Genomic DNA, 13,600 nt, shown 5'->3' on the forward strand with positions numbered 1-13,600 from the left:
ATGGGCATCGTAAAGATTTCAGAGGACATGCACGAGAATCTGCGCATCTCCAGCAACGCACTCAGCCGCTCGATCAACGCGCAGGCCGAACACTGGATGCGCATCGGCATGCTCGCCGAGTTGTATCCCGATCTTGATCACCACGCCATTTGCCGGTTGCTGATTCGCGCCGAGCAGTCGGGCGGTCTGGATCTGCAGCAAGTCTGCGCACTGGCGGATGCCGCGCAGAACGCCTCGGCCAAAGAGGCGGTAAAGGCATGAGAAACCCGATCAAGATCAACACCAAGGCCGAAATCGCTCAATCCCGCGAGGCCGGCAGATTGGCCGCCGAGGTGCTGGCGATGCTGGTGCCGCACGTCAAGGCTGGCGTGACGACCGATCAACTCGACCAGTTGTGCAACGACTACATCGTCAATGTGCAGAAAGCCATTCCGGCCAACGTCGGTTACCACGGCTTCCCGAAAACCGTCTGCGCGTCGGTCAACGAAGTGGTGTGTCACGGCATTCCGTCGAAGCGCGTGTTGAAGGATGGCGACATCGTCAACCTCGACATCGCGGTGATCAAGGACGGCTGGTTCGGCGACACCAGCCGCATGTACGTGGTCGGCGAGCCGACGCCCGAGGCGCGCCATCTGATCAAGACAACCTACGACGCCATGTGCGCGGGCATCCGCGTGGTGCGGCCGGGCGCCACGTTGGGCGATATTGGCCATGCGATTCAAAGTCTGGCGGAAAAAGAAGGGTTCAGCGTGGTGCGTGAGTACTGCGGGCACGGGATCGGCAAGGTTTATCACGATGAGCCGCAGGTGCTGCATTACGGTTATCCGGAGCAGGGCTTGAAACTGAAGGCGGGGATGATTTTCACCATCGAACCGATGCTCAATGCTGGCAAGCGGCATGTGAAAAGTCTGGCGGATGGCTGGACGGTGGTGACCAAGGATCAATCGTTGTCGGCGCAGTGGGAGCACATGGTGGCGGTGACGGAGAACGGGTTTGAAGTGTTGACGGCTTGGCCGGACCAGATCGAAGGCTATTCGCCAATCAACTGATTGGCGCAGAACTTGTGGGAGCGGCGGTGCGACGATTCGACTTGCCCGCGAAGGGGCCAGCAAATTCAGTATTGATGTTGAATGTGCCGGCCTATTCGCGGGCAAGCCCGCTCCCACAGGGTTCCGTTGTTTTCTGAAGAACTTAGTGTGATCCGGCAGCTTTATTTAGATCGCTCTCAGCCCACTCGGTATAGACGCATGCATCCGCCGTCGCCCAACGCACCCGAACCGGATCCCCAGCCTTCAACGGCATCCCCGCCGCCGACAATGCCTTCACCGTCATCGAAGTCCCGCCCGACGTGACCACACTGCACGTCTGGCTCTCACCCAGAAACAACACCTCGACCACCTTCGCCGAAACCTCGTTCCAGCCCGCTGCCAACGGCTCACTCGCCGCCTGCTGCACACTCAACGCCAGTGCTTTTTCCGGACGCACCATCAGCAGCACATCCTGCCCGGTCTGCAATCCAGCGGTCAGGCGAATCGACAGCGACTGCCCCTCAAAACTCGCCGCCGCATTGCCCTGCGCCTTGAGCTTGAGAAAGTTCGAGTTACCCAGAAACGACGCCACAAACGCATTCGGCGGATTCTGATAAAGGTCATAACCGCTGCCGAGCCCGACAATCTTGCCGTGACTGAAAATCGCGATGCGCTGGGACAGGCGCATGGCTTCTTCCTGGTCGTGGGTCACGTAGACGATGGTGATGCCGAGGCGACGGTGCAACTGGCGCAATTCATCCTGCAGGTCTTCGCGCAGTTTCTTGTCCAGCGCCCCGAGCGGTTCGTCCATCAGCAGAATGCGTGGCTCGTAAACCAGCGCCCGTGCAATGGCGACCCGTTGCTGCTGGCCGCCGGACAGTTGCGAAGGACGACGATGGGCGAACTGTTCCAGCTGCACCAGTTTCAACATCGCATCGACGCGTTTATCACGCTCGGCCGCAGCGAGTTTGCGGATCGCCAGCGGGAACGCGATGTTGTCGCGCACCGACAGATGCGGGAACAGCGAATAGCGCTGGAACACCATGCCGATGTCGCGTTTGTGCGGTGGCACATTCACCAGCGACTGGCCGTTGACCAGGATCTCGCCGCTGCTCGGGGTTTCGAAGCCGGCGAGCATCGACAGCGTGGTGCTTTTGCCCGAGCCGCTGGAGCCGAGGAAGGTCAGGAATTCGCCGTCCTTGATGTCTAGCGAGATGTTGTCCACGGCCGCAAAATCGCCGTAGTGCTTGTTCAGGTTGCGCAGGCTGACCAGGGGTTTGTCGTTCTGCTGGGATGCGTCTTTGATCACGGCACTCATGTCGTACTCCTGGGCGCTCAGGCGCTGATTTCGTTGCGCCGGCGCAGGGCGGCGGCGATCACCATGACCAATACCGACAGGCCGATCAGCAGCGTCGAGGCGACGGCGATCACGGGCGTCAGGTCCTGGCGCAGGGTGGTCCACATTTTCACGGGAAGGGTTTGCAGGGTCGGGCTGGCCATCATCACGCTGAGCACCACTTCGTCCCACGAGACCAGGAAGGCGAAGAGGGCGCCGGCCACCATCCCCGGGCGAATCGCCGGGAAGGTCACCTTGAACACCGCTTGCAGGCGTGACGCACCGCAGATCACCGCCGCGTCTTCAATCGACTGATCGAACAGCTTCAGCGAGTTGATGATCGAGATGATGGTGAACGGCAACGCGACGATCACATGGCTGACGACGAAGGCGAACATCGTCCCGGTGTAGCCAAGCTTGAGGAACAGCGCGTACACCGCCACCGCGATGATCACCAGTGGCACGATCATCGGTAGGGTGAACAGGCCGTAGAGCATTTCCCGGCCGGGGAAGCGTCCGCGCACCAGCGCAAAGGCCGTCGGCAAACCGAGGGCGACGGCGCAGATCGTGGTCAGCACCGCGACCTTGAGGCTGGCCAGCGCTGCGCTCATCCAGTCGGCATTGGAGAAGAACTGCACGTACCATTTCAGCGTCCAGCCCGGTGGCGGGAACACCAGCCACTGGGATGAACCGAACGACAGCAGGACGATGAACACGATCGGCAACAGCAGGAACAGGCCGATCAGCCCGGTGGTGAAATACAGGCCGAAGCGCATCCGGCGACTCATGGCATTGGGCGTCAGGAGCATGTCGGCTTACCTCGCGTTACTGGCGCCAACCGGGGATTCCGGCTGCAGCTTCAGGTAGACGTAGAACAGCACCAGCGTGATGACGATCAGCAACGCGGCGCCGGCGCTGGCCAGGCCCCAATTGAGGAACGACTGCACCTGCTGAATGATGAATTCCGGCAGCATCATGTTCTGCGCCCCGCCCAGCAGCGCCGGGGTGACGTAGTAACCGAGGGACATCACGAACACCATCAACCCACCGGACGCCAGCCCCGGCCGGCACAGCGGCAGGAACACCCGGAAGAAGTTGGTCCAGGGACTTGCGCCACAGATCGAACCGGCCTGCAGGATCATCGGGTCGATGGCCTGCATGGTCGCCTGCAAAGGCAGCACGATGAACGGGATCATGATGTAGCTCATGCCGATCACCACGCCGGTCAGGTTGTGCACCATTTCCAGCGGCTGATCGATGATGCCCATCGCCATCAAGGCTTTATTGATGACGCCCGAAGCCTGCAACAGCACCAGCCACGAATAGGTGCGGGCGAGGAGGCTGGTCCACATCGACAACAGCACGATGTTGAGGATCCAGCGTCCCCAGCCGCGCGGCACCAGAGTGATCGCCCAGGCCAGCGGAAAGCCCAGCAGCAGGCTGAACACCGTCACCAGTCCCGCCACCGAAAAGGTGTTGAACAGCACCCGTGCATACGCCGTGTTGGCGAACAGTTGTTCATAGTTGCCAAGGCCCGGCACCGGTTCCAACACGCCTCGCAGCAACAGTCCAATCAGCGGGGCGAGAAAGAACAGACCGAGGAACAACAGCGCCGGCGCGAGATTGCCGGCGCCGCGCCAGCGTTGCTTGAGGGACGGGGCTTGCGCCATTGCACTCGCCTTGCCTGACGCCGGGCCGGCAGCGCTCGCGGCGCTCCCGGTGGCAGTGGAGGGACGGGACGCGGTGGCCGCCATTTTCATTTGACCAGCCATTCGTTCCACCGTGTCGCGATGGCCGGACCGTTCTTGGCCCAGTACGCGAAATCAAGAGTGATCTGATCCTTAGCGTAGGCAGTCGGCAGGTTCGGGGCCAGCGTCGAGTCCAGACGCGCCACGCTGTCGACGTTGACCGGGGCGTAAGCGGTCAGGTTGGAGAAATCGGCCTGGCCTTTGGCACTGCTGGCGCTGGCCAGGAATTTCATCGCCGCGTCCTTGTTTTTCGCGCCCTTTGGCACCACCAGAATGTCGGCCATGACCAGGTTTTGTTTCCAACTCACGCCGACCGGTGCGCCGTCTTCTTGCAGGGCGTGGATCCGGCCGTTCCAGAACTGGCCCATGCTCGCTTCACCGGAAGCCAGCAGTTGCTGCGACTGCGCGCCGCCGCCCCACCAGACGATGTCATTCTTGATGGTGTCGAGTTTCTTGAAGGCGCGATCCAGGTCCAGCGGATAGAGCTTGTCGGCTGCTACGCCGTCGGCGAGCAGGGCCAGTTCAAGCACGCCGGGGCTCGGCCATTTATAGAGGGCGCGTTTGCCGGGGAAGGTCTTGGTGTCGAACAGCGCGCTCCAGTCCTGCGGCTTGTTGGCGCCGAGTTTGCCCTCGTTGTAGCCGAGGACGAAGGAGAAGAAGAACGAGCCGACGCCGTGGTCGCTGACGAAACGCGGGTCGATCTTGTCGCGTTGGATCTGTTTGAAATCGAGGGGTTCGAGAAGGTCTTCGGCAGCGGCGCGCAGGGCGAAGTCGGCTTCAACGTCGACCACGTCCCATTGCACGTTGCCGCTTTCGACCATGGCCTTGAGTTTGCCGTAGTCGGTCGGGCCGTCCTGCACGACGGTGATGCCGCTGGCCTTGCTGAACGGATCGGCCCAGGCCTGTTTTTGCGCATCCTGGGTGCTACCGCCCCAGCTGACAAAGTTCACACTCTCGGCGGCCATCGCGGCCTGACCGGTCACGCTCAGCAGTCCCGCAAAAAAGATCGCGGTTGCAGCTTTGTTCAACACCATTTTTACGCCCTCATTGTTGTGTTTTTGAGCGGGCTTGCGTTGTTGCCCGCCTGTCGGGAGCAGTAGCTGGACGCTTTTTCAGGTCGTCCGGTCTATGGAATATCATATTATGGTATTCCAAGCTTTGTGCAAGCACTTTGCCGTACCGGCTATCTGGCAAACAGGGTCATTCGGTGAAGGGAATGCTCTCGACCACTTCCAGATCGTAGCCGGTCAAACCGGCATATTTCAGCGGCGGGCCCAGGTGGCGCAGCTTGCCGACGCCCAGGTTCTGCAGAATCTGCGCCCCGGTGCCGACCTCCGAATAGATCCGCGATTGCGAGCGACTGAACTGCCGAGGCGGTTGAGTCAGTTGCGGAATGCGCTCCAGCAGCGCCTGTGAAGATTCATGATTGGCCAGCACCACCACAACGCCATGCCCCTCGGCGGCGACCCGTTGCAGCGCCGCCCACAACGTCCAGTTCGACGGCCCGCTGTACTCGGCGCCCACCAGATCGCGCAGCGGATCGATCACATGCACGCGCACCAGCGTCGGTTCCTCACGGCGCAGCTCGCCCATGACCATCGCCATGTGCACGCCACCCTCGATGCGATCTTCGAAGGTGATCAAACGGAATGTGCCATGCACCGTCGGCAACTCCCGTTCGCCGATGCGTTCGATGGTGTGTTCGGTGCTCAGGCGATAGTGGATCAGGTCGGCGATGGTGCCGATCTTGATCCCGTGCTTGCGGGCGAAGACTTCCAGATCCGGACGACGGGCCATGGTGCCGTCGTCGTTCATCACCTCGACAATCACCGAGGCCGGCGTGAAACCCGCCAGCCGCGCCAGATCACAACCAGCCTCGGTGTGGCCGGCACGGGTCAACACGCCACCTTCCTTGGCGCGCAGCGGAAAGATATGGCCCGGCTGCACCAGGTCTTCTGCGCGTGCGTTCGGCGCCACCGCAGCGGCTACCGTACAAGCGCGGTCGGCAGCGGAAATGCCGGTAGTCACGCCGACCGCCGCTTCGATGGAAACCGTGAACGCCGTGCTGAACACACTGCCATTGCTCGGCACCATTTGCTCAAGTCCCAGGCGCTGGCAATGATCGTCGGTCAACGTCAGGCAGATCAGCCCCCGGGCCTCACGGGCCATGAAACTGATCGCCTCGGGTGTGCAACGATCGGCGGCCAGCAGCAGGTCGCCTTCGTTTTCCCGATCCTCGTCATCGACCAGCAACACCATTTTGCCGAGGCGATAATCTTCGATGATTTCTTCGATGCTGTTGAAGGCCATGCTGGACTCTCGATGTGGATGAAATTCGTGGTATACCATAATACAAAATCAACCAAGAGGTCACTATGAAGGCGTACTGGATTGCACACGTGGACATCACCGATCCCGATCACTACAGCCAATACACCCAGCGCGCGCCGAAAGCGTTCGCCGAGTTCGGCGCGAAGTTTTTAGCCAGAGGCGGGCGCAGCGAAGCGATGGAAGGGCGACCGACGCCACAGCGCAGCGTGGTGATTGAATTCGACAGCTACGAGCAGGCGGTTGCGTGCTATCGCTCAGCGGCGTATCAGGAAGCGAAGAGCTACCGCGAGGAATGGGCGAGGGCGGAGATCGTCATCGTCGAAGGTATCGCCCCGCTTTAAGCCACACTACAGATCCCTTGTGGGAGCGGGCTTGCTCGCGAATGCGGTCAATAATTCAACATTTCTTGCGACTGACACGACGCCTTCGCGAGCAAGCCCGCTCCCACAGGGGGAGAGGTGATCCTTAGCGCATGAAATGAATCTTGCCGCTGTCGTCATTGCCCATGTACATGCCATACACCCCGGCCTGGCGTTCCTCGATGTAGCGTTCGAGGATCTGCCGGATCGCCGGGTAGTAGATCTGCTCCCACGGGATGTCTTCGGGGGCGAAGAATTTGCAGGCGAGGGTTTCCGGGCCGTACTGGCCGGTGATCTCCAGCGCGAGGGCGCGGAAGATGATGTAGACCTCGCTGATCTTCGGCACGCTGAAGATCGAGTACGGCGAGACGATTTCCGCGCGTACGCCGCTTTCTTCCCAGACTTCGCGCAGGGCGGCCTGTTCGGTGGTTTCGCCGCTTTCCATGAAACCGGCGGGCAGGGTCCAGGTGCCGGGGCGCGGTGGGATCGCCCGTTGGCACAAGAGGTATTTGCCGTCCTGCTCGATGATGCAGCCGGCAATGATTTTCGGGTTCACATAGTGGATGTAGCCGCAGCCGCGGCACATCAGGCGCTCGTGCGTATCGCCCGGCGGCACCTGCTGACCGAGGTCAGCGCCACCGCATTTCGGGCAAAAGCTCGGGCTGAACATGTCAGTGACCTATGCGCGGTTCTTTCAGCGCGATCGGCAGGGTGATTGGCGGTGTGGCGCCGGTCTCTTCCTGTTTACGCTTGAGGTAATCAAGGGCCACGGCAGCCGCCGCGCGGACGTGATCGACGCACGCCTGATGCGCCGCCAGCGGATCGCCGCTCTTGATCGCCTCGACCATTTTTTCCATCTCGTGATTACTGGCGCCGCGCCGGTTTTCCTGGGACACCGACGTCGCGCGCAGGTAGCTGATGCGCGCCTGCAACTGACGCAGTTGAGTGGCCGCGACATGGTTGCCCGAGCCTTCCAGCAGGACGTCGTAGAAACCCTGTACCGAATCGATCACCTGTTGCAGCTCGCCGTCCTTGAGCGCCTTGCGGTTCTCGTCGAGGGCTTTTTCCAGGGCCTTGATGTCCTTGGCCTTGGCGCGCAGGGTAAACAGCTGGACGATCAGGCCTTCGAGCACGCAGCGCAGTTCATAGATGTCGACGGCATCGGCGAGGGTGATGATCGCCACGCGCGGCCCCTTGGCGTCGGCGAATTCCACCAGGCCTTCGGATTCCAGGTGACGCAAGGCTTCACGCACCGACGTACGGCTCACGCCCAGGCGATCGCACAGATCGCGCTCCACCAGGCGATCGCCCGGCAGCAGCTGGAAGTTCATGATGGCGCTTCGCAGTTTATCCAGCACGATTTCGCGCAGGGTGACGGGGTTGCGATTGACCTTGAAGCTGTCGTCGAGTGGCAGGCGTTTCATGGGGTCCGCTCTTTAAGGTGGCTGTCCATGCCAGACGGGCATCAAAACAGCCGAGGGGTTAACTGGAGGCCTCGGCGTCGGCTTCGGCGAAGGCTTCACGGGCGAGCCGGAAACTGTCCACGGCTGCCGGGACGCCGCAATAAATACCGACCTGAAGCAGAATTTCGCGTATTTGCTCACGACTCAGGCCGTTACGCAAGGCGCCGCGCACATGCAGTTTCAGTTCGTGCGGACGGTTGAGCGCCGAGATCATCGCCAGGTTGATCATGCTGCGCTCCTTGAGCGACAGGCCTTCACGTCCCCAGACGTGGCCCCAGCAGTATTCGGTGACCATTTCCTGCAGCGGGCGGGTGAAGTCGTCGGCATTCTCGATCGAGCGCTGCACATAGGCTTCGCCCAGCACCTGGGTGCGGATCTTCAGGCCCTTTTCATACTTCTCGCTACTCATAAATCCTCCAGTCACCACAATTCCCTTGTGGGAGCGGGCTTGCTCGCGAATGCGGTAGCTCATTCAACATAGGTGTCGGCTGACACGACGCCTTCGCGAGCAAGCCCGCTCCCACAGTGGGATTTGTGTGAATCTTTCAGGCCAGTGTCGGCAACGCGCCGAGCTTGCCCTTGTGATAAATCATCGGCGTCACCGGTTGCTCCGGCAGGATCAGGTTCTTCACTGCGCCAACGATGATCGCGTGGTCGCCGCCGTCGTATTCGCGCCACAACTCGCACTCGATGATCGCCGTGGCCTTGGCGAGGATCGGGTTACCGAGCTCGCTCAAATGCCACTCGATGCCGTTGGCCTTGTCCTTGCCTTTGCCGGCGAAGGCATAGGCCTCGGCGGTCTGGTCTGCGGACAGCAAATGGATCGCGAACTTCTTGCTGTCGCGCAGTACCGGGTAGGTGTCGGAGGCGTAGTTGGGGCAGAACAGCACCAGCGCCGGATCAATCGACAGCGCACTGAAGGCGCTGGCGGTGATGCCGACGATGCCACCGTCCGGGTCGAGGGTGGTGACCACCGTGACCCCGGACGGAAACGAGCTCATGACGTCTTTGTAAATGCCGGGTTCGATCATGTCGCAGGACTCCTAACGCATCACAAACGGATCAGGCATCGGCGCCTGGGAGAGGTTGATCCACACCGTTTTCAGTTCGGTGTAGGCCAGCACCGAATCGATGCCGCTTTCGCGTCCATAGCCACTGTTCTTGAAGCCGCCGATCGGTGCCATCGCCGACACCGCGCGGTAGGTGTTGACCCAGATAATCCCCGAGCGCACGTCCCGGGCCAGGCGATGGGCACGACCCAGATCGCGGGTCCAGATGCCGGCGGCGAGGCCGAACTGCGAGTCGTTGGCAATCGCCAGCGCTTCGGCTTCGTCCTTGAAACGGATCACCGAGGCCACCGGACCAAAGACTTCTTCCTGCATGATCTTCATCGAGTTGCGATCGCATTCGAACAGCGTCGGTTCGTAGAACCAGCCGTCACCCACGCCACTCGGACGCTTGCCACCCAGACGCAGGCGTGCACCTTCGGCAATGGCATCAGCCACCAGACCCTCCACCACCGCCAGTTGCTGCGCGGTAGCCATCGGGCCCATTTCGCTGCTGTCGTCCTGCGGGTTGCCGATGCGGATGCGCTGGGCGCGTTCCACCAGTCGGCTGACGAACTCGTCGTAGATTTCGTCCTGCACCAGCAGTCGCGAGCCGGATACGCAACTCTGCCCGGATGCCGCATAAATCCCGGCAATCGCACCGTTGATCGCGCTGTCGAGATCAGCGTCGGCAAAGATGATGTTCGGCGACTTGCCGCCCAGTTCCAGCGACAGCTTGGCAAAGTTCTCGGCGCTGCTGCGCACCACATGCCGGGCCGTGGCCGCGCCACCGGTGAAGGCGATCTTGCGGATCAGCGGATGACGGGTGAGGGCGGCGCCAGTGCTCGGGCCGTAGCCGGTGACAACGTTGACCACGCCCGGTGGAACCCCTGCTTCGAGGGCCAGACGCGCCAGCTCCAGAATGGTCGCCGAGGCATGCTCGGACGGTTTGATCACGATGGTGTTGCCCGCCGCCAGCGCCGGCGCCAGTTTGATCGCGGTCAGGTAAAGCGGGCTGTTCCAGGGAATGATCGCGGCGACCACGCCCATGGCTTCGTGCACGGTGTAGGCGAACAGATCGGGCTTATCCAGCGGCAGGGTGCCGCCTTCGAGCTTGTCGGCGAGGCCGGCGGTGTAGTGGAAGAACTCCGGCAGATAACCGACCTGACCGCGGGTTTCGCGGATCAGTTTGCCGTTGTCGCGGCTTTCCAGCTGCGCCAGTTGCTCCTTGTTTTCAGCGATCAGGTCACCGAGCCGACGCAGCAGTTTGCCGCGCGCGGTGGCGGTCAAACCACGCCATGCCGGGCTGTCGAAGGCGGTCTGTGCCGCTTGCACGGCGCGTTCGACGTCGGCCTCATCTGCGTCGGGCAATTCGGCCCAGGGTTCGGCCAGCGCCGGGTTGAGGCTTTCGAAAGTCTTGCCGGAGAGGGCGTCGACCCATTCTCCGCCGATGCACATCTGGAAGCGTGCGAGCGTCATGCAACGATCCCCTTTATATGGTTTTGTCGGGCGTATGCGGTGTCGAGAAATTCCAGCAGCGTCTGGTTTACCAGCCGTGGCGACTCTACCGGCATCATATGCCGTTGCTCGGGCAGCACGGCAACCTTCGCGCCGGGAATGCGCGCGGCCAGTTGCTCGGCCATTTCCGGGGTCGATCCGGGGTCCAGCTCGCCGGTGGCGATCAGCGTCGGCGCCTGGATGCTGCCCAGGTCGTCGGCGCGGTACATGTCCTGGGTGGCGAACAGTTCATAGGTGGTCAGATAGCCTTGCGGATCATTGCCGGCCAGGGTCTGGCGGATCGCAGCGATCTGCGCCGGGTTGGCCGCCTGATATTCACGGCTGAACCAGCGCGACAGCGCCGCTTCGGCATTCGCGTCCGGCCCGTGTTCGGCAGCCTGCGCGGTGCGGGCGATAACCCCGGCGCGCTGCTCCTCGCTGCGGTTGAACACGCTGTTGAGCACTACCAGGCTTTTCAGGCGTTCCGGGTAATGCAAGGCAAACGCCCGCGCCACCAGACCGCCCATGGAAAACCCGATCACCGACGCCTCGGGCAATTGCAGGTGGTCAAGCAGCTCCAGCAACTGATCAGCGTAACCGAGCAGGGCGGTGCCGCTGGCCGGTCGCGGGCTGGCGCCATGGCCGAGCATGTCGTAGGCGATCACCCGGTATTGCGTGGCCAGGCCAACGATCTGGCCGCCCCACATTTCTTTGTTCAGGCCTACGCCGTGGATCAACACCACGGGTTGGCCAACGCCTGTCGCCAGATAACTGGTGCCGGCCGGGGTGAGTTCAGCGGTGAGCCGAATCATGGAGCGCTCCTGCAATGCCTTTTTTATTGTGATTACTGGGCTTTTTCGGCGGCCAGTTCTTCCAGATCGATGTAGCGGTTGCCGATGCGCGGGTGCAGGCGACCACCGTCGGCGCAACCGAGCACCACGACGATTTCGTCGGCGCGCGGGGCGTCTTCGATCTGCATTTCCAGGGTGATGTAGTGCGAGCGCAGGCCTTCGTCGTCCTTGTGCATCATCGGGATCTGAATCGAAGTGCCCGGACCGCCGCGCTTGTTGGTGAAGCTCAGGTAACTCTTGGCCTTGACCGCTTCGCGGTAGTGGTTGCCGAAGCGCAGGGTGTGGATCACCGCCGACGCGTGTTCGATTTCGCCATCGGCACCGACCACCGCGGCTTTGCCGTAAGCCTCGATCTTCTCGGCGCCGCCGATGATCCCCACCAGACGCTCGACCATCATCGCGCCGAGATCCGAACAATTGGCGCGGATCTGCGGCTTGAGGTCTTCGACAAACCCATTGCCGACCCACGGGTTCTTCATCACGACGGCCAGGCCGACCATGGTCACCGGGGTGTCGGACGCCTTGCCGCCTTCGATGAAGGTCTCTTCGACATAGCTGACGATCTTGCGAATTTCGAAACTCATGAGCTGCTCCGTAGGGGATAAAGAGTGTCTGTGCGTCTGATGGTATACCATAATACCGATCGTGCAAGTCCCCATCGCAAGAATCCCCGCCATCAGTCGGACGAATGCCCGCGCATTCAGCCGCCGCTGTAGTCCCTTTCGGTTAACAAAAGATAACGTTGCGCCGATTGTCAGACGTTTCGAATGCCCGATAGGATGAGCCAGCTTCCGAATGGGCTCTGGATGGCGGGTTTCAGGACTATGCTTGTGACCAGGCAGTCACCGTGAGCACCCTTGCGGCGCCCTTTAAGGTCCATGACCAACAATAATAAACAGGGGAAGGTCTATGAGTCGTTGCCGCCCGCCGGCGTTACGCAACACCGCGTTGCTGGCCACAGCACTCTCTCTGCTGGGCTTTGCCACATTGTCGGCGCCGGTTCTCGCCGCCGAAGCGCCAGCCGACGTGGTCTATTCCACCGAATCGGCCAAGGCCTCGAAAAGCCTGATGCTCGATGTCGTTCACGCCGGAACCCGCCTGGTGGCGGTCGGGGATCGTGGGCACATTCTCTATTCCGACGACCAGGGCAAGACCTGGACCCAGGCCAAGGTGCCGAGCCGCCAGTTGCTGACCGCCGTGTATTTCGTCGATGACAAGCACGGCTGGGCCGTCGGCCACGACGCGCAGATCCTCGCCAGCGAAGACGGCGGCCTGACCTGGACCAAACAGTTCGAAGACCTCAAGCGCGAATCGCCGCTGCTCGACGTCTGGTTCAAGGACGTCAACAGCGGCCTGGCGGTGGGTGCCTACGGCGCGCTGCTGGAAACCACCGACGGCGGCAAAAACTGGGAAGACGTCAGTGATCGCCTCGACAACGAAGACCAGTTCCACCTCAACGCCATCGGCGCGGTAAAAGACGCCGGTCTGTTCATCGTTGGCGAGTCGGGCAGCATGTTCCGCTCCGCCGACTGGGGCCAGACCTGGGAAAAACTCGAAGGCCCGTACGAAGGCTCGCTGTTCGGCGTGATCGGCACGGCGCAGCCGCAAACCCTGCTGGCCTACGGTCTGCGGGGCAACCTTTACCGCTCCACCGATTTCGGCAGCACCTGGGAGCAGGTCGAACTGAAAGCCGCGCGCGGTTCGCTGGAGTTCGGCCTGTCCGGTGCCACACTGCTTGCGGACGGCTCCATCGTCATCGTCGGCAACGGCGGCTCGGTGGTCAGCAGCAGTGACAACGGCGAAACCTTCAGCGTGTTCAACCGTCCGGATCGCATCTCGCTGTCGTCGGTCACCGCCGCCGGCAACGGCAATCTGATCCTGAGCGGGCAGGGTGGCGTTCGGGTCACGACTGCGAACGGCGTCGAGCTGGGCAAATGAGCC

At 61.8% G+C, this 13,600-nt stretch carries 16 protein-coding genes; 4 read left to right on the forward strand and 12 right to left on the reverse strand.

What is annotated here, in order from left to right:
- Positions 1–261 (forward strand): ParD-like family protein, encoded by a 261-nt coding sequence (locus CAG25_RS19970; protein ID WP_064597267.1) that lies wholly within the window; start codon positions 1–3, stop codon positions 259–261.
- On the forward strand, positions 258–1,049 hold the full coding sequence (gene map, locus CAG25_RS19975; protein ID WP_085610549.1) for a type I methionyl aminopeptidase: 792 nt from the start codon (positions 258–260) through the stop codon (positions 1,047–1,049). The genes CAG25_RS19970 and map overlap by 4 nt, the downstream gene beginning before the upstream one ends.
- Positions 1,050–1,191: 142 nt before the next feature.
- Here the strand turns inward: map and CAG25_RS19980 are convergent, their stop codons facing one another.
- From CAG25_RS19980 to ribBA, 5 genes are all read right to left on the reverse strand, one after another.
- On the reverse strand, positions 1,192–2,346 hold the full coding sequence (locus CAG25_RS19980; protein WP_085610548.1) for an ABC transporter ATP-binding protein: 1,155 nt from the start codon (positions 2,344–2,346) through the stop codon (positions 1,192–1,194).
- A 17-nt stretch (positions 2,347–2,363) separates the two neighbouring features.
- Complete coding sequence (locus CAG25_RS19985; RefSeq protein WP_007957396.1) at positions 2,364–3,173, reverse strand: ABC transporter permease; 810 nt, start codon at positions 3,171–3,173, stop codon at positions 2,364–2,366.
- A gap of 6 nt (positions 3,174–3,179) precedes the next feature.
- Positions 3,180–4,124 (reverse strand): ABC transporter permease, encoded by a 945-nt coding sequence (locus CAG25_RS19990; RefSeq protein ID WP_085610547.1) that lies wholly within the window; start codon positions 4,122–4,124, stop codon positions 3,180–3,182.
- Positions 4,121–5,146: an ABC transporter substrate-binding protein gene (locus CAG25_RS19995; RefSeq protein ID WP_085610546.1), complete on the reverse strand. Its 1,026-nt coding sequence runs from the start codon at positions 5,144–5,146 to the stop codon at positions 4,121–4,123. The genes CAG25_RS19990 and CAG25_RS19995 overlap by 4 nt, the downstream gene beginning before the upstream one ends.
- Positions 5,147–5,312: 166 nt before the next feature.
- Complete coding sequence (gene ribBA, locus CAG25_RS20000; protein WP_064597259.1) at positions 5,313–6,422, reverse strand: bifunctional 3,4-dihydroxy-2-butanone-4-phosphate synthase/GTP cyclohydrolase II; 1,110 nt, start codon at positions 6,420–6,422, stop codon at positions 5,313–5,315.
- A 65-nt stretch (positions 6,423–6,487) separates the two neighbouring features.
- On the opposite strand from ribBA, the gene CAG25_RS20005 reads away from it, so the two are divergent.
- Positions 6,488–6,784, forward strand: a complete 297-nt coding sequence (locus tag CAG25_RS20005; RefSeq protein WP_085610545.1) for a DUF1330 domain-containing protein — start codon at positions 6,488–6,490, stop codon at positions 6,782–6,784.
- Positions 6,785–6,908: 124 nt separating this feature from the next.
- Here the strand turns inward: CAG25_RS20005 and CAG25_RS20010 are convergent, their stop codons facing one another.
- The 7 genes from CAG25_RS20010 to CAG25_RS20040 form a co-directional block, all read right to left on the reverse strand.
- A complete protein-coding gene (locus CAG25_RS20010; RefSeq protein ID WP_007957402.1) occupies positions 6,909–7,472 on the reverse strand; it encodes an NUDIX hydrolase in 564 nt (187 codons plus the stop codon).
- A gap of 1 nt (position 7,473) precedes the next feature.
- Entirely contained in the window at positions 7,474–8,226 is a 753-nt protein-coding gene (locus CAG25_RS20015) for a GntR family transcriptional regulator (RefSeq protein WP_085603063.1), read from the reverse strand.
- A 58-nt stretch (positions 8,227–8,284) separates the two neighbouring features.
- Positions 8,285–8,674 carry a carboxymuconolactone decarboxylase family protein gene (locus CAG25_RS20020; protein WP_085610544.1) on the reverse strand — a complete coding sequence of 130 codons (390 nt, stop codon included), beginning with the start codon at positions 8,672–8,674 and terminating at the stop codon, positions 8,285–8,287.
- 136 nt (positions 8,675–8,810) lie between these two features.
- A complete protein-coding gene (locus tag CAG25_RS20025; protein ID WP_085610543.1) occupies positions 8,811–9,296 on the reverse strand; it encodes a flavin reductase family protein in 486 nt (161 codons plus the stop codon).
- Positions 9,297–9,308: 12 nt separating this feature from the next.
- On the reverse strand, positions 9,309–10,790 hold the full coding sequence (locus CAG25_RS20030; protein WP_085610542.1) for an aldehyde dehydrogenase: 1,482 nt from the start codon (positions 10,788–10,790) through the stop codon (positions 9,309–9,311).
- A complete protein-coding gene (locus CAG25_RS20035) occupies positions 10,787–11,620 on the reverse strand; it encodes an alpha/beta fold hydrolase (RefSeq protein WP_085610541.1) in 834 nt (277 codons plus the stop codon). Before CAG25_RS20035 ends, CAG25_RS20030 begins: the two co-directional genes overlap by 4 nt.
- Before the next feature lie 32 nt (positions 11,621–11,652).
- Positions 11,653–12,243 (reverse strand): amino acid synthesis family protein, encoded by a 591-nt coding sequence (locus tag CAG25_RS20040; RefSeq protein ID WP_007957412.1) that lies wholly within the window; start codon positions 12,241–12,243, stop codon positions 11,653–11,655.
- Positions 12,244–12,568: 325 nt separating this feature from the next.
- Between CAG25_RS20040 and CAG25_RS20045 the strand changes: the two genes are divergently transcribed.
- Positions 12,569–13,597: a YCF48-related protein gene (locus tag CAG25_RS20045; protein WP_085610540.1), complete on the forward strand. Its 1,029-nt coding sequence runs from the start codon at positions 12,569–12,571 to the stop codon at positions 13,595–13,597.
- Positions 13,598–13,600 lie beyond the last annotated feature (3 nt).

This window comes from Pseudomonas sp. B16(2017) (assembly GCF_002113205.1).
GTDB classification, from domain to species: domain Bacteria; phylum Pseudomonadota; class Gammaproteobacteria; order Pseudomonadales; family Pseudomonadaceae; genus Aquipseudomonas; species Aquipseudomonas pharyngis.